The 16430-nt window shown below is 72.5% G+C and carries 17 protein-coding genes and 1 pseudogene; 8 read left to right on the forward strand and 10 right to left on the reverse strand.

Annotated elements, in window-relative coordinates; translation table 11 throughout:
• Positions 1–132: 132 nt before the first annotated feature.
• Complete coding sequence (locus tag OG309_RS30065) at positions 133–1038, forward strand: alpha/beta hydrolase family protein (protein WP_329425566.1); 906 nt, start codon at positions 133–135, stop codon at positions 1036–1038.
• Positions 1039–1123: 85 nt separating this feature from the next.
• Here the strand turns inward: OG309_RS30065 and OG309_RS30070 are convergent, their stop codons facing one another.
• From OG309_RS30070 to OG309_RS30090, 5 genes and pseudogenes are all read right to left on the reverse strand, one after another.
• Entirely contained in the window at positions 1124–1528 is a 405-nt protein-coding gene (locus tag OG309_RS30070) for an alpha/beta fold hydrolase (protein WP_329425567.1), read from the reverse strand.
• 96 nt (positions 1529–1624) lie between these two features.
• Positions 1625–2170, reverse strand: coding sequence for a dihydrofolate reductase family protein (locus tag OG309_RS30075; RefSeq protein ID WP_329425569.1), 546 nt, complete (start codon positions 2168–2170; stop codon positions 1625–1627).
• A gap of 55 nt (positions 2171–2225) precedes the next feature.
• The gene (locus tag OG309_RS30080; protein WP_329425571.1) at positions 2226–3089 is read right to left on the reverse strand and encodes a haloalkane dehalogenase; all 864 of its coding nucleotides are present in this window, start codon (positions 3087–3089) and stop codon (positions 2226–2228) included.
• A gap of 40 nt (positions 3090–3129) precedes the next feature.
• The gene (locus OG309_RS30085) at positions 3130–3945 is read right to left on the reverse strand and encodes an SDR family oxidoreductase (protein WP_329425573.1); all 816 of its coding nucleotides are present in this window, start codon (positions 3943–3945) and stop codon (positions 3130–3132) included.
• 410 nt (positions 3946–4355) lie between these two features.
• Positions 4356–4544 (reverse strand): annotated as a pseudogene (locus tag OG309_RS30090) (IS630 family transposase); the annotation flags it as partial.
• A gap of 141 nt (positions 4545–4685) precedes the next feature.
• Here OG309_RS30090 and OG309_RS30095 point away from each other — a divergent pair.
• From OG309_RS30095 to OG309_RS30110, 4 genes are all read left to right on the forward strand, one after another.
• A complete protein-coding gene (locus OG309_RS30095; protein ID WP_329425575.1) occupies positions 4686–4856 on the forward strand; it encodes a tectonin domain-containing protein in 171 nt (56 codons plus the stop codon).
• 201 nt (positions 4857–5057) lie between these two features.
• On the forward strand, positions 5058–5657 hold the full coding sequence (locus OG309_RS30100; RefSeq protein ID WP_329425576.1) for a hypothetical protein: 600 nt from the start codon (positions 5058–5060) through the stop codon (positions 5655–5657).
• A gap of 215 nt (positions 5658–5872) precedes the next feature.
• Positions 5873–6310, forward strand: a complete 438-nt coding sequence (locus OG309_RS30105; RefSeq protein ID WP_329428604.1) for an NUDIX hydrolase — start codon at positions 5873–5875, stop codon at positions 6308–6310.
• 6 nt (positions 6311–6316) lie between these two features.
• The gene (locus OG309_RS30110; protein ID WP_329425578.1) at positions 6317–6556 is read left to right on the forward strand and encodes a hypothetical protein; all 240 of its coding nucleotides are present in this window, start codon (positions 6317–6319) and stop codon (positions 6554–6556) included.
• Positions 6557–6740: 184 nt separating this feature from the next.
• Here OG309_RS30110 and OG309_RS30115 read toward each other — a convergent pair whose 3' ends face one another.
• Positions 6741–7868: a magnesium and cobalt transport protein CorA gene (locus OG309_RS30115; protein ID WP_329425580.1), complete on the reverse strand. Its 1128-nt coding sequence runs from the start codon at positions 7866–7868 to the stop codon at positions 6741–6743.
• A gap of 185 nt (positions 7869–8053) precedes the next feature.
• Here OG309_RS30115 and OG309_RS30120 point away from each other — a divergent pair, with 185 nt between their 5' ends.
• A complete protein-coding gene (locus OG309_RS30120; protein ID WP_329425582.1) occupies positions 8054–9181 on the forward strand; it encodes a winged helix DNA-binding domain-containing protein in 1128 nt (375 codons plus the stop codon).
• Positions 9182–9314: 133 nt separating this feature from the next.
• Here OG309_RS30120 and OG309_RS30125 read toward each other — a convergent pair whose 3' ends face one another.
• Entirely contained in the window at positions 9315–10145 is an 831-nt protein-coding gene (locus tag OG309_RS30125) for a helix-turn-helix transcriptional regulator (RefSeq protein ID WP_329425584.1), read from the reverse strand.
• A gap of 173 nt (positions 10146–10318) precedes the next feature.
• Between OG309_RS30125 and OG309_RS30130 the strand changes: the two genes are divergently transcribed.
• Both OG309_RS30130 and OG309_RS30135 read left to right on the forward strand, forming a co-directional pair.
• Complete coding sequence (locus OG309_RS30130) at positions 10319–12007, forward strand: AMP-binding protein (protein ID WP_329425587.1); 1689 nt, start codon at positions 10319–10321, stop codon at positions 12005–12007.
• Entirely contained in the window at positions 12004–13623 is a 1620-nt protein-coding gene (locus OG309_RS30135) for an AMP-binding protein (protein ID WP_329425589.1), read from the forward strand. Before OG309_RS30130 ends, OG309_RS30135 begins: the two co-directional genes overlap by 4 nt.
• On the opposite strand, the gene OG309_RS30140 is transcribed toward OG309_RS30135, so the two are convergent.
• The 3 genes from OG309_RS30140 to OG309_RS30150 all read right to left on the reverse strand — a co-directional run bounded on the left by OG309_RS30140 (position 13608) and on the right by OG309_RS30150 (position 16171).
• A complete protein-coding gene (locus tag OG309_RS30140; RefSeq protein ID WP_329425590.1) occupies positions 13608–14228 on the reverse strand; it encodes a GNAT family N-acetyltransferase in 621 nt (206 codons plus the stop codon). The two genes, OG309_RS30135 and OG309_RS30140, sit on opposite strands and share 16 nt — an antisense overlap.
• Before the next feature lie 67 nt (positions 14229–14295).
• On the reverse strand, positions 14296–15084 hold the full coding sequence (locus OG309_RS30145) for a TIGR04222 domain-containing membrane protein (protein ID WP_329425592.1): 789 nt from the start codon (positions 15082–15084) through the stop codon (positions 14296–14298).
• Positions 15085–15163: 79 nt separating this feature from the next.
• Entirely contained in the window at positions 15164–16171 is a 1008-nt protein-coding gene (locus OG309_RS30150; RefSeq protein ID WP_329425593.1) for a hypothetical protein, read from the reverse strand.
• Between the last annotated feature and the right edge of the window lie 259 nt (positions 16172–16430).

The raw sequence follows: 16430 nt of genomic DNA on the forward strand, positions 1-16430 counted from the left end.
AGCATCACGTCACCCTGCTCGCGAGACGGCCAGAGTCATCCATCGAGCCTCCCAGGCCCTCACCACCCCCGCGGCGCCGACACCACCGTGGCGTCGCCATGCCCGGATGCGGCACCCAGGAAGCACGGAACAATGAGCACCATGCAGGACTACCAGGCCGCGGAGCAGCTCCTGCGGCGGCCCGCCCGCCCCGGCGAGCTCGTCGTCGGCGACAAGGTCAGGCCGCAGTGGATCGACGGCGGCGACCGGTTCTGGTACGCGGTGGGCAACGGCGTCGGCTGGCGGTTCGTGCTGGTCGACCCGGCGGCGGGTACCCGCGGGCCGGCCTTCGGCCGTGCCCGGCTCGCCGCCGCGCTGGCCGCCGCCTCCGGACAACAGGTCGACCCCGAGGCCCTGCCGTTCCCGGCCATCCAACCGGCTGGGAACGTCGTGGAGTTCGGTGCACTCGGCGCGTACTGGCGCTGGGTGCTGGTCGAGTGGGAGCGCGCCGACATCGGCAAGCTCACCGCCACCGGCTGGACGCCGCCCGAACGGTTCCGCGTCAAGGCAGCCGACGGGGTGACCGACATCTACGGCGTGCTGTACCGGCCGCGCGGGTTCGACCCCACCCAGCGCTACGCCGTGGTGGACAACGTCTACCCCGGCCCGCAGGTCAACCGGGTCGCCCCGTGCTTCGACCCCGGCGGGATGGGCATGGACGCCGAACCCCTCGCGGTGCTGGGCTTCGTGGTGGTGGCGCTGGACGGGCGCGGCACTCCGGGGCGGAGCAAGGCATTTCACGACGCCTCCTACGGCCGGCCGGCCGACGCGGGCTGCCTGGCCGACCACGTCGCGGCGCTGCGGCAACTGGCCGAGACCCGGCCGTGGACGGACCCGGACCGGATCGGCGTGTTCGGCCACTCCGGCGGCGGGTTCGCCGCGGCGCGGGCGATGCTGGACTTCCCTGAGGTGTTCAAAGCCGGCGTCGCCCTCTCCGGCTCGCACGACGCCCCCCCCATCGCCCTCGGTCCCGAGCTGCTCGCCGAGCTGTTCGCCTGAGTGCCGCGCCATTGAACCCTCTCAACCCCGGCCGACGGCCCGGCACCCCTCACGGGGCGGCGGGCCGTCGGCCGGGGTGGCCGATTCAGACGGACGCGACGTGCTCGGCGAACGCCTGCGGGTTGTCGAGCACGATGTTGTGTCCGGCGTCAGGGACGGTGACGCCCCGGACGCCGACGGCTTCCAGCTCCGCCGTACCCGCCGGCGGCTGCGAGAGCGCCCCGACGAGGAGCGTGCGCGGGATCGTCAGGGCGTCGGCGTGGTCCTCCAACCGGTAGCCGAGGTCCGCGGGCCGGTCGCTGAGCCCGGACCCCAGGAGATCCGCCATCAGCGTGCGCCGGCCGGCCAACGGCGGCCGGGTCACCACGTGGGTGAAGTACGCCGCCGCCTGTCCGCCGGCGCCGTGGACCGACACCCGGGCCGGTTCCCTCCCGGCGATCTCCACCCGACGGATCCGGGCATCGCCCGGTCCGGCTATCGCCTCTCTCACGCTTGCTCACAGTCGGTCGGATCTTCTTCGGAGCGTCTTCTTCGAAGCGGAGCGACGACGCTCGCGCTGTCCGGCCTCGGTGGCGGGTGGTTCGAGTCAGGCCGGCTGGTAGGTGAGGTCCAGCACGCCGGTGGCGAAGGTGGCCGAACGGGCGAGCCGGAGCGGCACCCGGGCAGTACCTTCCGGGAACAGGCGCAGCCCGGTGCCCAGCGCGATCGGGTGGACCAGCAGCCGCAGTTCGTCGACGAGCCCGGCCACCAGCAGGGTGCGGGTCAGGGCGATGCTGCCGGTCAGGTTGATGGTTCCGCCCGGCTGCTGCTTGAGGTCCTTGACCGCGGTGATGACATCGCCCTCGATGAGGGTGGAGTTGTTCCAGTCGGTCCCGGTCAGGGTGGTGGACGCGACCAGCTTGCGGATGCCGTTGATGCCGTCGGCCATCTCGCCGCTCCGCTGCGGCCAGGCAGCGGCGAACGACTCGTAGGTCTTCCGGCCCAGCAGCAGCGTGTCCGCCCCGGCGAACATCTCGCCGACGGCGGCTTCCATCTCGTCGTTCAGGTACGGGAAGTGCCAGGTGTCCGGCGCCTCCACGACGCCGTCCAGCGAGATGAACAGCCCGGCCGTGATCTTGCGCTGTGCGGTCATGCGATTTCTCCTCGGTAGCAGTCTCGGGGTCTTCGTCGTGCTGTGGTCGTCCGCCTCAGCGGAACTCGTGCCGGTCGGCCCAGGCGGCGATGGCGGCGCCGATCGTTCGGGGCTGGTCCTCCGGGGTGTGGTGGCCGGCGACCGCGTCGTGGTGCTCGATCTCCAGGCCGGCGATGTTCGCCGCGCACCAGTCGACGATCGCCGGGCCCATCATGGCTCCAGGGCCGGCCGCGAAGGTGAGGAGCAGTTTGGGCACGTCCGCGCTGGCCGCCAGCCACGTGTCGTAGGCCTGGATCCTGGCCACGACGTCGGCGGGTTCGCCTCCCAGTGGCATCGAGCGCGGCCACTGCAGCAGTGGGCGGCGGCTCTCCCGGGTGGGGTACGGGCGACGGTAGACGTCCAGGTCGGCCGGGTTGAGCGGGGTGGCGACGGTGCCAGGCAGTGCCTGCTCGATGAAGGCGTTGTCGTCCAGGATCAAGGCCTCGCCGACCCCGGGCGTCTTGATCGCCTCGAACAGCGGGCGACCGCCTTCGGGGAACTCCTCCCAGGCCATCGGCTTGATGATGGTCTCGGTGAACGCGATGCCACGTACGCGTCCGGGATGCCGGGCGGCCCAGTCGAAGGCGAGGGCGCCGCCCCAGTCGTGTCCGACCAGGACCACCTCGTCGAGGCCAAGCGCGTCGAACCAGGCGTCCAGATAGCGGGCCTGGTCGGCGAAGGTGTAGGCGATGTCGGGCTTGCCCGACTCGCCCATGCCGATCAGGTCCGGGGCCAGCAGGCGGCCCGGTTCGCCGACGGCGGGGAGGACGTCCCGCCACAGGTGGGAGGAGGTGGGGTTGCCGTGCAGGAAGACCATCGGCGCTCCGGCGCCGAGCTCCCGGTGGAACATGGTGGAGTCGAGTACGGGCTGAACGGGCAAGACGACGGAGCCTTTCAAGTGTGCGGCTGGTAGCGCTAGTTCACCGGAATGCGGGGGCGGCGCGTGCGGCCCAGTCGGCGAAGGTGCGCGGCGCCCGGCCGAGGATGCGCTCGACGGCGGAGCTCGTCTCCTGTTCGGCGGGCAGCGGCTCGCCGAGGATGGCGAGGGTTCCCTCCACCACCGGTTCGGGCATGAAGGACAGCATCTGCGCGCGGGCCTCGGCGCGGCTCTGCTCGATGAACCGCACGGGAGTGCCCAGGGCCTCGCCGATCGCCTCGGCCCGCTCGCGAGGGGTGACCGGAGCGGGGCCGGTGAGGTCGTACGTGCTGCCCGCGTGGCCGCCCCCGCGCAGGACCACAGCCGCGACCTCGGCGACGTCCGCCGGGTCGACGGTGGGCAGCCCGACATCGCCGAACGGCGCGGCGGCCGTTCGTTCCGTACGGATGGACCCGGCCCAGGCGAAGGCGTTCGAGTTCAGTCCACCGGACCGCAGGATCGTCCAGGCGAGACCCGAGCCGCGTACAGCGCCCTCGAACGCGACGGGGTGTCGGTAGACCTCCGGCCGCGTCCCGGCCCCCTGGGAGGACAGCAGGACGACGCGCCGCACCCCAGCCGCCTCGGCAAGGCCGAGGATGCCCTCCGGATCCTCTCCGGCGACGAGCAGGAACAGCGCGTCGGCTCCTTCGAGGGCGGCAGCAAGGCTCGGTGGATCGGCGAGATCTGCCTCCATGTGCCGCACGCCGTCCGGTAGTTGAGATCTGCGACGAGAAACGGCCGTTACCCGCGCGCCGGCTCCGACCAGGATCCGTACGAGCTCCTGACCGACATTCCCGGTTGCACCCGTCACGACAATCATGAAACCCCCTGATGTGTAGGTTGGTTGGCCGGTTCGCGAAGCGCCCCGCGCTCGCCGCCTGAACGGTCCGTCGCGACCCACGGCTTGTCAGGGGAGGCCGCGAGCCAGTGGCGCGGCAGGGTGCTGCTTCGTCACACGATGGACGAGCTGCGTGAGGAGCGGTTTCTCGACAGGCACCGCCCGGCGTCCCGGCACGGGGAAGGCTATGTTTCGGTCATGCGTGGGTCAATCAAGTCGAGGCCGGGGTCGGCCGACTTCCCAGGTCGAAGCCGTTGAATTGCTGCAATGGGGATGCCGGTGAATGCACAGGTGCACTGCAAATGGCCTGCAGATAAGCCGCCGAGCGGCGGTCCGATGATGGCCGGAGCGTCGAGCGCCACCTAGTGATCTGAGTCAGAGATTCGTCGGCAGGTGGGAGTGAAGTACAGGTGGAACCGCGGGTGGGCCAGCGGCCACTTCTTGATGTCGGGTGTCTTGTGGGTCGCGTAGTCGTCCAGGATCGGATGAACCTGCAGGTCGGGGACGCCTGGCACCATCGGCAGGACGGGCTGGGACCGTTCCAGCGCCTGGATCTGCGACTTCTCGTCCACGCAGAGCAGCTTCAGGGAAGCCCAGCTCGTCCAGCAGCATGTCGAACGGCTCCTCCACGAAGGTCTCCTGTGCGCGCAGCAGTTCCTCGATCCGAGGTTGCTGCGCCGCGACTTGGAGACCAGCTGCTGACGCCCACATCCCGGTCCAACGTGTGGGGCATCAATCCCGACGGGGGGATCTACAGGTTCACCAACGACGACGCCACTCCGTGGCACAACGTCCCCGGTGGTCCGACCGACTTCAGCGCCGCGGCCGACGGAACCGTCTGGGGCGTCAACGCCAACCACGAGATCTTCCGCTACATCGGCGACCAGCCCTGAGCTTGGTCGGGCTACACCCGTCGCCCCGTCAGCGAATCACGGTGACGGGGCGCTACGGCTTCTCTGCCCCGCCGAGCGGGTCGAAGGGAAGCCGATGTCCAGTCCACATCGCAGCGACACGTACCCCCTGCCCGTGTCGGTCGCGTTCAGCGGCTCCGACAACAGGGAAGACGAAACAGATTCGGAGTCCTCGCCCGGCGCATGGGACGGGCCGCGACCTCCGCGGGTCCGCTCGACCACTACGACCCGCGCTGGGCCGCCATCAAGGCCGGCGGCATGACCCGCTGGTGGTTCGAGACCGGCCCGGTCCAAGAGGTCGCCGACGTCCTCGCCACCTCCTACCTCGAACGCTCCCGGAACCCCTTCTCCGCGCCCGTGCGCCTGCTGGACCGGGGCATCCCGATGCCGGGGGCGTCCGTCGCCGCGACCGTGGCCGTACGGGAGGACCTGGGCGCCGAGCAGGCCGCGTACCGGGCCCGGCTCCTGCTGGCCCCGTACGAGACCGACCTGCGGGTCGACGAGGAGAGCGAGCGCGCACTCGTCCTCCTGCACTGCGACGACCCGGAGGAAGGCACCCGCCGGAGCATGGCCCACGAGGTCACCGTCACCGACACCTGCGCGGCGTACCAGCGCCACCTCCACGCACAGGTCAACCGGCTCGTCGACGAGGACCGCTTCCCGATGGCCATCCGCATCGGAGACCGGCCCACCGTGGCCAACCAGGACGAGGTGCGCCGACTCCTGGCACCCCTGCACCCGGACGTGCCCTGCAGGTCGCCTGGAACTACGCCCTCGGGGTGAACCTCACCGCCCACTACCGCACCTGCCACGCATTCACGCCCGGCATGGTCGAGCGCCGCTGGGGCCGGATCGTGAACATCGGCAGCGTCAACGCCCTCGGCCTTGATGGCGTTCCTCGTGGGCCCCTCCGCCTCGTTCATCACGGGGCAGTCCGTCCACGTCGACGGCGGCCGGCTGTTCCACTGAGACATCAACAAGCAAGGAGACGAACCGAGATGATCGAACGAGTCCGCGCCGTCCTCGTCACCGCCGACGACACGATGCTGGTCATCCGCCGCACCCGGCCCGGCATCCCCGAGTACTGGGTCCTGCCCGGCGGCGGTGTCGAGCCCAGCGACGAGTCCCGGGAGGCCGCCCTCCACCGGGAGATCCACGAGGAGATCGCGGGGAAGGCCGACATCATCCGCCTCCTCCACACGATGGAGGCCGACGACGAGCGCCAGCTCTTCTACCTCGCCCGGATCGCGACCTGGTCCTTCGACGACCGTACCGGTCCCGAGTTCAGTGCCGAAGGCCGCGGCGAGTACGCGCTGGAGGAGGTCCCGCTGACCCTGGAGGGGCTCGACGGCATCGACCTCAAGCCCGAGGAGATCGCCCACGTGCTGAGGGGGGCCGTCGGCGACGGAAGCCTCGGAGTCGAGGCGTCGCTCTGAGCCAGCGTGTACGTCGTCCTGCCGCAGGGCCGATCCGTCGGCGTGGACGGGGACGGGGCCGCCCCAGTCCTTGTCGAAGGTGAGGCGGGGGCGGACGTGGCGGCTCGCGTGGACGAGGGCGCGGTATTCCTCGATGTCGCCCCTGGCGAGGAGTCGGAAGACCTCCTCGTCCACGCCGGAGAACGCCTCGACGCGAGGCCCGTTCAGGCGGAAGACGCGGTCAGTGCCGACGGCCTCGTGGCGTAGTCCTTCGCCTGCACGTGGCAGCCCCGAACGGGTTCCGGTGCCACCAGACCCTCGGTCGGCGGGTGGATGTCCGGCATCACGTTCGCCTGGAACGGTGGGGCGTTCAGGTTCGGCTCACGGCCTTCCGCCGGTGACAGCCGACCTCCGCTGCCGAGTGCCTGGAGGGGGCGGTACTGGGGCTCCGCTACAGCCAGTCCTTCTTCTTGAAGACCACGTACAGACTCGTGCACACCACCGCCATCAGCACCACCGCGAACGGATACCCGCCCGCCCAGTGCAGCTCCGGCATGTGGTCGAAGTTCATTCCGTAGATCGTTCCCACCAATGTGGGTGCAAACAAGATGGCGGCCCAGGAGGAGATCTTCTTGATCTCCTCGTTCTGCTCGAAGCCCGCCTCCGCCAGCGCGCGCATCTCCGCGTTCTGCTGCTGCGTGACCAGGGTCGCGTTGACCGTGAGGATCTCCGTCAGGGCCTGGCGGAAGCCGTCGACGCGTTCGCTGGTGTGGGTGACGTGGTCGGCCACGTCGCGGAGGTAGCGCTGGAGTTCCTCGTCCGTGCCGTACTTGGCGAAGCCCGCCATCAGGCCGTGGAGCATGCCCACCAGGGGGCGGGTGGCGCGTTGGAACTCGACCATCTCACGGGAGAGTTCGTAGATGCGGCGGGACACCGCGGGGTCGCCGCCGAAGACCTCGGTCTCGATCTCGTCGATGTCGTTCTGGACGCCGGCCACCACCGGGGCGTAGCCGTCGACCACCGCGTCCAGGATCGCGTACAGCACCGCCTCCGGGCCGAGCGCGAGCAGGTCGGGGTCCTCCTCCATGCGGCGGCGGACCGCGGAGAGGTCCGGGGCGGCGCCGTGCCGGACGGTGATCACGAAGTCGGGGCCGACGAAGACGTGGAGTTCGCCGAAGTCCACCTCCTCCTGCGCGTCCAGGTAGCGGGCGGCCCGCAGGACGACGAAGAGCGTGTCTCCGTACCGCTCCAGTTTCGGGCGCTGGTGGGCCTCCATCGCGTCCTCGACGGCCAGTTCGTGCAGGTCGAACTCGGCGGCCAGCGAGTGGAGTTCCTTCTCCGTCGGGCGGTGCAGGCCGATCCAGGCCATGCCGTCGGGGTGCTCGCGCAGCTGGCGGAAGGTCTCCGCGAGCGTGGCGGGGGAGGAGACGTGCCGGCCGTCGCGGTAGAGGGTGGCCTGTGTGACGCTCTGCCGCTGCTCCGCGGGCGCCGGAGAGGCGGGGGAGGGCGACGGCTGGTGTGCCGCGGGCGGTTGCTCCGGCTGGCGGCGCCAGGTCGGGCGGGGGCGGCGGTCGGACATGTGCGTTCACCTCCTGGAGGGGGTGCGGGGCGGGTGCGGGCGTCGTCCCGTGCAGGATATAGGGGGGAATGTCCGAGGAGGGTGCGCGGGTCGGCGTCTTCCCTGGGCGGGGGCGGCGGTTTTCCCTGGGGGCTCTCACACATTGAGGACGGTATCTGACCTAGATCGTCGCTAGCGTGTTCCCCATGGCCCCGAAGACGACGTCCCCGGTCCTCAGCACCCGCGCCCTCAACCGCGCCACCCTCGACCGCCAGCTGCTGCTCGCGCCCTCCCCGCTCTCCGCCGAGCAGGCCGTGCACCACCTCGTCGGTCTCCAGGCCCAGAACACCAAGCCCCCGTACTACGCCCTCGCCGCCCGCCTCGACGGCTTCCGGCCCGAGGCGCTGTCGGAGGTCATGGAGTCCCGCGCCGTGGCCCGGATCGTCTCGCTCCGGTCCACCGTCCACACCCACACCGCCCGCGACGCCGTCGTCCTGCGCCGGCTCGTCCAGGCCGGGGCCATCGACCGGGAGCTGCGGATGTTCCGCAAGGGGCTCGACGGCGTCGACCTCGACCGGCTGACCGCGCTCGCCACCGCCTACGTCGAGGAGCGGCCCCGGCCGCCCAAGGACCTGCGCGCCCATCTGCTGGAGGTCTGGCCGGACGCCGACCCGCTGGCCCTGACCATCGCCGCCCGCTGTCTGCTGCTCATGGTGCAGGTCACCCCCCGGGGTCTGTGGCGGCGCAGCGGGCAGGTCTCGCTCACGACGGTCCGGGCCTGGTTCGGCGAGGGGGGTGTCGTGGACAGCGTCGTCGACGAGGGCACCCTCGACGAGACCGTGCTGCGCTACCTCGGCGCCTTCGGGCCCGCCTCGGTGCAGGACATGCAGACCTGGTCCGGACTCACCCGGCTGCGCCCCGCCTTCGAGCGGCTGCGCTCGCGGCTGCTCGTCTTCCGCGACGAGCAGGGCACCGAGCTGTTCGACCTTCCCGAGGCGTCCCGCCCCGACGAGGACACCCCGGCGCCGGCGCGCTTCCTGCCCGAGTTCGACAACCTCCTGCTCTCCCACGCCGACCGCACCCGCGTCGTGCCCGCCGACCTCCGGGGCCGCACCTGGACCGGCAACCAGGCCCACAGGGTCTTCCTCCTCGACGGGTTCCTCGCCGGGCTGTGGCGCCTCGACGAGGGCAAGGAGCGGACGACGCTGACGATCGAGCCGTTCGGGGCGCTCACCCGGGCCCAGCGCGCCGCGCTCACCGCCGAGGCCGAGCGGACGCTGCGGGTCACGGGACGGGAAGGGGTCCCGTACGACGTCGTCCTGACCCCGGCCTGAGTCGCCCGGCGCCTCACGGGAGCGCCCCCGCCCGTCTCGCCGGTCCTGACCCCGGCCTGAGTCGCCCGGCGCCTCACGGGAGCGCCCCCGCCCGTCTCGCCGGTCCTGACCCCGGCCTGAGTCGCCCGGCGCCTCACGGGAGCGCCCCCGCCCGTCTCGCCGCCACCACCGCCTCCAGGCGCGTGTGCGCCCCCAGCTTCCGCATCGCCGAGCGCAGGTAGCCCTTCACCGTCTCCGGGCGCAGCCCCAGCCGCTGGGCGGCCGTCGCGTTCGTCGCGCCCGAGGCCACCGCCGCCAGTACGTCCGTCTCACGCGGGGTCAGCAGCGGTGCGGGCGCGCGCCCCGGGGCGCCCTCGGGGGCGCCGGAGGCCGTCTCCAGGCGGCCGCACACCGCGAGCAGGCGGGCGCGCAGCTCCGGGTCGGCCACCTTCGGCGCCAGTTCGCGCAGCTCCCCGTACGCCTGCCGCACCTCCTCCCAAGAGGGGCCGGGGCTCGCCGCCCGCGCGTGCAGCTCCCGCACCTCGTCCCGTACGGCGAAGGCCTGCTCCACGTCCCGGGCCGCCGCGACCGCCGCGTCGAAGACCCGCTCGCCGATCGGCAGGGCGTCGCGCAGCGCCCCGTACAGCACCCCGCGCACCTTGCGGCGTACGACGAGGGGCACCGCGATCACGGAGCGCAGGCCCTCCGCCGAGACGGGGAGGTCGTACTCGTGCGTGATGTGCCGGGAGGAGGCGTAGTCCGTCACCGCGCACGGCCGCGACAGGGCCAGGCACTTCCCGCCCAGGCCCGAGCCGGTCGAGATCGTCAACCCGCGCAGCGCGGGCGTCACCGCCCCGTCCAGCTCCGCGATCCGCATCGCGCGCCCGTCGTGCAGCAGGCCCCCGAACACCACCTGGAGACCGGTGGTGCGGCGCAGCCGCAGCAGGGCGCCGCGCAGTTCCACCGATTCGACGTGCTCGGGCACCGTGCGCTCTCCTTCTGCCCGACCGGACGGACCGGGCCTGTCCCGACCGGCCGGACGGGCCGGCCGGGCGGTCCCGTCCGCCCGATCCGCGCGGTCACCCCCGAACGGGGGTAGTGAGACCTGGGTCACCGATTACACGATGTCCGGGACCGGTCCCGCAACGAGGAGGGCACATGACGGCAGCGAGCGCGACGGACGCGACCCAGGGGTTCCGGGAGGCCCGGGACTTCCTGCTCCGGCACCGTGAGGACTACGAGACGGCGTACGAGGGTTTCAGCTGGCCCCGGCCCGACCGTTTCAACTGGGCGCTCGAATGGTTCGACGTCATCGCCGCCGGCAACGGACGCACCGCCCTCCACATCGTCGAGGAGGACGGCACCGAGACCCGGCTGAGCTTCGCGGAGATGTCCGCCCGCTCCAACCAGGTCGCCAACTGGCTGCGCGCCCAGGGTGTCCGCCCCGGTGACCGGATCATCGTCATGCTCGGCAACCAGGCCGAGCTGTGGGAGACCATGCTCGCCGCGATGAAGCTGCGCGCCGTCGTCATCCCCGCCACCCCGCTGCTCGGCCCCGCCGACCTGCGCGACCGGGTCGACCGGGGCCGCGCCCGTCACGTGCTGGTCCGCGCCGAGGACACCGCCAAGTTCGACGACGTGCCCGGCGACTACACCCGGATCGTCGTCGGCGGCGACGGCGTGGGCTGGCTCGGCTACGAGGACGCCTACCGCGAGTCCGCCGACTTCGCCCCGGACGGCGTCACCCTCGCCGACGACCCGCTCATGCTCTACTTCACCTCCGGCACCACCGCCCGCCCCAAGCTGGTCGAGCAGACCCACATCTCGTACCCCGTCGGGCACCTGGCGACCATGTACTGGATCGGTCTCCAGCCCGGTGACGTGCACCTCAACATCTCCTCGCCCGGCTGGGCCAAGCACGCCTGGTCCAACCTCTTCGCCCCCTGGAACGCCGAGGCGACCGTCTTCATCCACAACTACAGCCGCTTCGACCCGGCCCGTCTGATGGCCGAGATGGACCGGCACGGCATCACCAGCTTCTGCGCCCCGCCCACCGTGTGGCGCATGCTCATCCAGGCCGACCTCGGGCAGCTGGCCACCCCGCCCCGCGAGGTCGTCGCCGCCGGTGAACCGCTCAACCCCGAGGTCATCGAGACCGTGCGGCGTGCCTGGGGCGTCACCATCCGGGACGGCTTCGGCCAGACCGAGACGGCCGTCCAGGTCTCCAACAGCCCGGGGCAGCGGCTCAAGGAAGGCTCCATGGGCCGGCCGAGCCCCGGATACGTGGTCACCCTCGTCGACCCGGTCAGCGGGAGCGCCGGCGTCGAGGAGGGCGAGATCTGCCTCGACCTCTCCGCCCACCCGGTGGGCCTGATGACCGGCTACCACGGCGACCCGGAGCGCACGGCCGAGGCGATGGCCGGCGGCTACTACCGCACCGGCGACATCGGCTCCCGCGACGCCGACGGCTACATCACGTACGTCGGGCGCGCCGACGACGTCTTCAAGGCGAGCGACTACAAGATCTCCCCGTTCGAGCTGGAGAGCGCGCTCCTGGAGCACGAGGCCGTCGCCGAGGCCGCCGTCGTCCCCGCCCCCGACCCGCTGCGGCTCGCCGTCCCCAAGGCGTACGTCGTCCTCGCGGCGGGCTGGCAGCCGGACGCCGACACGGCGAAGGCGCTCTTCGCGCACTCCCGCGAGGTCCTCGCGCCCTACAAGCGCATCCGCCGCATCGAGTTCGCCGACCTGCCCAAGACCGTGTCCGGCAAGATCCGCCGCGTGGAACTGCGCCGGCTGACCGCCGAGGGCCAGGGCGGCACGGAGTACGCCGAGGGGGACCTCGCGTGAGCACTCCCGTCGTCACCTCCGCCGCCGCGCTCTCGTACGCGCACGGCGCCGACCCCACGCCCCTCCTCGGCGACACCATCGGCGCCAACCTCGACCGGGCCGTCGCCGCCTGGCCGGACCGGGAGGCGCTCGTCGACGTGCCGAGCGGACGCCGCTGGACGTACGCGGCGTTCGGCGCCGACGTCGGCCGGCTGGCGGACGCGCTCCTCGGCAGCGGGGTCCGCAAGGGCGACCGGGTCGGCATCTGGGCGGTCAACTGCGCCGAGTGGGTGCTCGTGCAGTACGCCACCGCCCGCATCGGCGCCATCATGGTCAACATCAACCCCGCCTACCGCTCCCACGAGTTGCGGTACGTCCTCGACCAGGCCGGGATCACCCTGCTGTTCGCCTCCCTCGCGCACAAGACCAGCGACTACCGCGCGATGGTCGAGGAAGTGCGGCCGGCGTGCCCGCAGCTGCGCGAGGTGGTCTACTTCGGCGACGCGAGCTGGGACGAACTCCTCGCGCGCACCGCGCCGGAGGGCGTCGGGCCGGCCGAGCCGTCCTGCGACGAACCGGTCAACATCCAGTACACCTCGGGGACGACGGGCTTCCCGAAGGGTGCCACCCTCTCCCACCACAACATCCTCAACAACGGTTACTTCGTCGGGGAGATGATCGCCTACACGGAGCAGGACCGGATCTGCATCCCGGTGCCCTTCTACCACTGCTTCGGCATGGTCATGGGCAACCTCGCCGCCACCTCGCACGGCGCCTGCATGGTGATCCCGGCCCCGTCCTTCGACCCCGCCGCCACCCTCCGCGCGGTGCAGGACGAACGCTGCACCTCCCTGTACGGCGTGCCGACGATGTTCATCGCCGAACTGGGCCTGCCCGACTTCGCCTCGTACGACCTCTCCAGCCTCCGCACCGGGATCATGGCGGGCTCGCCGTGCCCGGTGGAGGTCATGAAGCGGGTGGTCGCCGAGATGAACATGGCCGAGGTGTCCATCTGCTACGGCATGACGGAGACCTCGCCCGTCTCCACCCAGACCCGGCGCGACGACGACCTGGAGCGGCGCACCGGCACGGTCGGCCGGGTCATGCCGCACGTCGAGGTGAAGGTCGTCGACCCCGCCACCGGCCTGACCGTCCCGCGCGGCACCGCCGGCGAGCTGTGCACCCGCGGCTACAGCGTCATGCTCGGCTACTGGGACGAGCCCGAGAAGACCGCCGAGGCGATCGACCCGGGCCGCTGGATGCACACCGGCGACCTCGCCGTGCTCCGCGAGGACGGCTACGTCCAGATCGTCGGCCGGATCAAGGACATGATCATCAGGGGCGGGGAGAACGTGTACCCGCGCGAGATCGAGGAGTTCCTCTACGCGCACCCGAAGATCGGGGACGTCCAGGTCGTCGGCGTCCCCGACGCACGCTACGGCGAGGAGATCCTGGCCTGCGTGATCCCGCGCGACCCGGCCGACCCGCCCACCCTGGACGAGCTCACCGCCTTCTGCCGTGACCGCCTCGCGCACTACAAGATCCCCCGACGCGTGGAGATCCTGGGCGAGTTCCCGATGACGGTGAGCGGGAAGGTGCGGAAGGTGGAGCTGCGGGAGCGTTACGGGGCGGGCTGACCGGCCTGCTTCTGGGGGCGTGCCTGCTCCCGGAGGCGTGCCTGTCCACCGGGGTGCTCCCCGGGGAGCACCCGCTCCCGGGTCTGCGGCTCCGCGACCTCGCGGCGCATGCAGACCCGGGGCCAGGCGGCCAGTCCGTGCGCCGCCTCCGCGCGGCTGATCTCCCGCAGGCCCTCGCTGAGCGCCGGATCGCCCTCCGCCAGACGGCGGAAGCCGAGCCGGGCGTAGTACGGGGCGTTCCACGGGACCTCGGTGAAGGTCGTCAGGGTCAGCGCCGCGAGGCCCTGCTCCCGGGCGGCCGACGCCAGGTGTTCGATCAGCGCCCGGCCGACGCCGCGCCGGGCGGCGTCCGGGTGGACCGAGACCTGTTCGATGTGGGCGGCGCCGTCCACGGTGTCGCTCAGCAGGTACCCGACGGGCCGGTCGGCCGCGTCCACCGCGACCCAGGCCCGGCCCGCGCTGCGGTAGCCCTCCAGGACGTCCAGCGGCAGGGGTTCGTCGTCGGCGATGTCATCCATGCCCAGGGGGCGGAAGGCCTCGCCCGCGGCGCGTTCGATGTCCTGGAGCAGGGGGAGTTCGGCCGGTGCGGCCGCTCGGATGCGCATACGTCAGTATGGCCCCGCCGGTGTGAAGAAGGCGTCCACCGGGTGGTACCGGATCGACCGGGTCCCGTCAGTCCGGGGCGCCGCTCGTGCAGGTGGGGCCGTTCTCCGGGTTCCAGCCGCGGCCGGTCGCGTAGCCGTCGCCCCTGTCGCCGCGCCGGCCGAGCAGCCCCCCGTCCCGGGAGAAGTGCGGCAGGAAGAGCGCCAGGGCGGGGTCGCCGTACAGCGCCACGTACAGCAGGACGTCCTTGCCGTCCGTGACCTCGCGACGGTGCGCGGGCAGCGGGTGCCGCTCGCGCAGGCCCGCGAGGAGGCGACGGGCGGCCCGCGTGGTCGGCGGCACGCAGAGCAGCAGCGCGGCGGCGGCCACCGGCACGGTGCCGAGCAGCAGGGCCGGCGCGGTGACCTCCGTGGCGAGCAGCCCCACGCCCACGGTGACCGGCACGCAGGCCAGCAGGGAGCGGGCCGCCCGCAGCCGGCCGGGAGGGCGGAGCAGGCCGCTTCGCCCGAGCTCCGTGCGCAGCGCGTCGAGCGCCTGGCGGGCCTTCGGCCGCGTGGCCAACACCCGCAGGCCGAGGGAGCGTTGCAGCGAGCGGTGCACGCCCAGCTGGAGCGGGTCGTGGGTCCGACCGGCCCCGCCGTTGGCGCGAATCGTGCCCCGCCGCCCGGCCGCGACGGCCCCCCGCTGGTGCAGGGCGACCAGCGCGACGGTGACGGCCGCCCGCGGGCCGCCGCGCAGCAGCGCCAGGGCCTGCGGGGGCAGTTCGGGCCGCCCCCTGCTGCGGGTACGCAACAGCACGACCGCCAGCGCCAGTTGACCGAAGGTCACTCCGAAGAACCACCACGTCCCCGTCGTCATGGTGTTCACCCCCCGAGGGTGTTGTTCCCGGAGGAGGGCCTGTCGTCACCCGTGATTGGCCGGAAATGCTAGGGCGTGTCTAGGCGGCTCCGGTGTCGACGAGGGTGTCGGCGGGAGCGTTGACGGGCTGCGGGGTCCCGGTGAGGTCGAGCACGAAGAGCGGGATGCCCAGGCCCTCGGCGCGCTCGTGGGCCTCGGGGGTGTAGCCCGCGAGGGAGAAGCAGACGCTGGTCGCCCCGTTGCTCAGCCCGTTCAGCCAGAGGCACTCCACGGCCCGCAGTCCCGTCGGCCGGGTGCTCGGATCCACCTGCGCGACGAGCCCGGGCCCCCGCAGGTCCACGGCCACCGCCGACCGCTCCTCCGGCTGCACGACGTCCCGGAACCCCAGCCAGCGCAGATACCCGGCGGACGCCGCCACCGCGTCCCGCGCGGTCCTGATCGTCACGGGCCGGAACGCGGGCCTGACGGGGAGGGCGGGGGCCTGGGCGCCGGGGAGGGTGTGGTGCGGGGGAGAGGGGTGGCGCTGGGTGAAGCTGGGGTAACCGTCGCGGTCGGTGTCGCCCTCGGCGTCGGGTACGGGGGAGTGGGCGGGAGTCGGGGCCGGGGCCGGTGCGGGAGTGCCGCTCCGGGCGGCCGGCCGGAGCGCGCCCTCGGGGACGTCGTGGGACCCGGCACCGGCACCGGACCCCGGCGTGGCGGGCGCGGCGGTGTCGTCGGCGGCGGACCGGGCGTCGTCGGCGGCGGAGGCGGACCCGCCGAGCGGGCCCCGGTCGCCCGCGCCGTCCGTACCGCCTCTGTCGCCTCTGTCGCCCCTGTCGTATCCGTCGCCCCCGTCGTACCCGCCGTCCGCACCGCCGGACCGGTCCGCGCCGTCCACCCCGCGGGCGCCGTCCGGCTCGCCCGTTCCGCCGGCACCGTCCGCCTCGCCCGCTCCGTCCGGCTCCTCCGCGTACCCCGGGCCCCTCACCGGCACCCGCAGCACCGCCCCGCACGCGCACCCCAGCTCCGGGTGCGGCCAGTCGGAGGGGCGGGCGCAGGCGGGGCAGAGGACGGTGACCCACTCCTCGGACCAGTTGCGGTGCGTCACGGGCCGGGCGGTCGCGCCGTGGATCACCGGGGGCGCGATCGGGGTGCCGCAGACGCAGGGGAAGGCGGGTGGCGCGTATCTCTGCGTACGGAGGCATTCCGGGCAGCGCACCTGTACCGATTCACCCACACCGAACCCCCTCTGCTCGCCCACCCATCGTCCACCAATCCGGCCGCCCGGGGGAGCCACTTCGGCCACCTCGGACGGTCTCCCCGCAGATCGTCTCTTGACGCCTCTCCTCCGGCCCACCTACATTGCT

It is taken from the genome of Streptomyces sp. NBC_01268 (assembly GCF_036240795.1).
Taxonomy (GTDB): domain Bacteria; phylum Actinomycetota; class Actinomycetes; order Streptomycetales; family Streptomycetaceae; genus Streptomyces.

Coding starts and splice junctions, on each gene's coding strand:
- OG309_RS30065 (WP_329425566.1), top strand. CDS start 133: ATGAGCACCATGCAGGACTACCAGGCCGCGGAGCAGCTCCTGCGGCGG.
- OG309_RS30075 (WP_329425569.1), bottom strand. CDS start 2,170: ATGACCGCACAGCGCAAGATCACGGCCGGGCTGTTCATCTCGCTGGAC.
- OG309_RS30085 (WP_329425573.1), bottom strand. CDS start 3,945: ATGATTGTCGTGACGGGTGCAACCGGGAATGTCGGTCAGGAGCTCGTA.
- OG309_RS30100 (WP_329425576.1), top strand. CDS start 5,058: ATGGGACGGGCCGCGACCTCCGCGGGTCCGCTCGACCACTACGACCCG.
- OG309_RS30105 (WP_329428604.1), top strand. CDS start 5,873: ATGATCGAACGAGTCCGCGCCGTCCTCGTCACCGCCGACGACACGATG.
- OG309_RS30115 (WP_329425580.1), bottom strand. CDS start 7,868: ATGTCCGACCGCCGCCCCCGCCCGACCTGGCGCCGCCAGCCGGAGCAA.
- OG309_RS30120 (WP_329425582.1), top strand. CDS start 8,054: ATGGCCCCGAAGACGACGTCCCCGGTCCTCAGCACCCGCGCCCTCAAC.
- OG309_RS30130 (WP_329425587.1), top strand. CDS start 10,319: ATGACGGCAGCGAGCGCGACGGACGCGACCCAGGGGTTCCGGGAGGCC.
- OG309_RS30140 (WP_329425590.1), bottom strand. CDS start 14,228: ATGCGCATCCGAGCGGCCGCACCGGCCGAACTCCCCCTGCTCCAGGAC.
- OG309_RS30145 (WP_329425592.1), bottom strand. CDS start 15,084: ATGACGACGGGGACGTGGTGGTTCTTCGGAGTGACCTTCGGTCAACTG.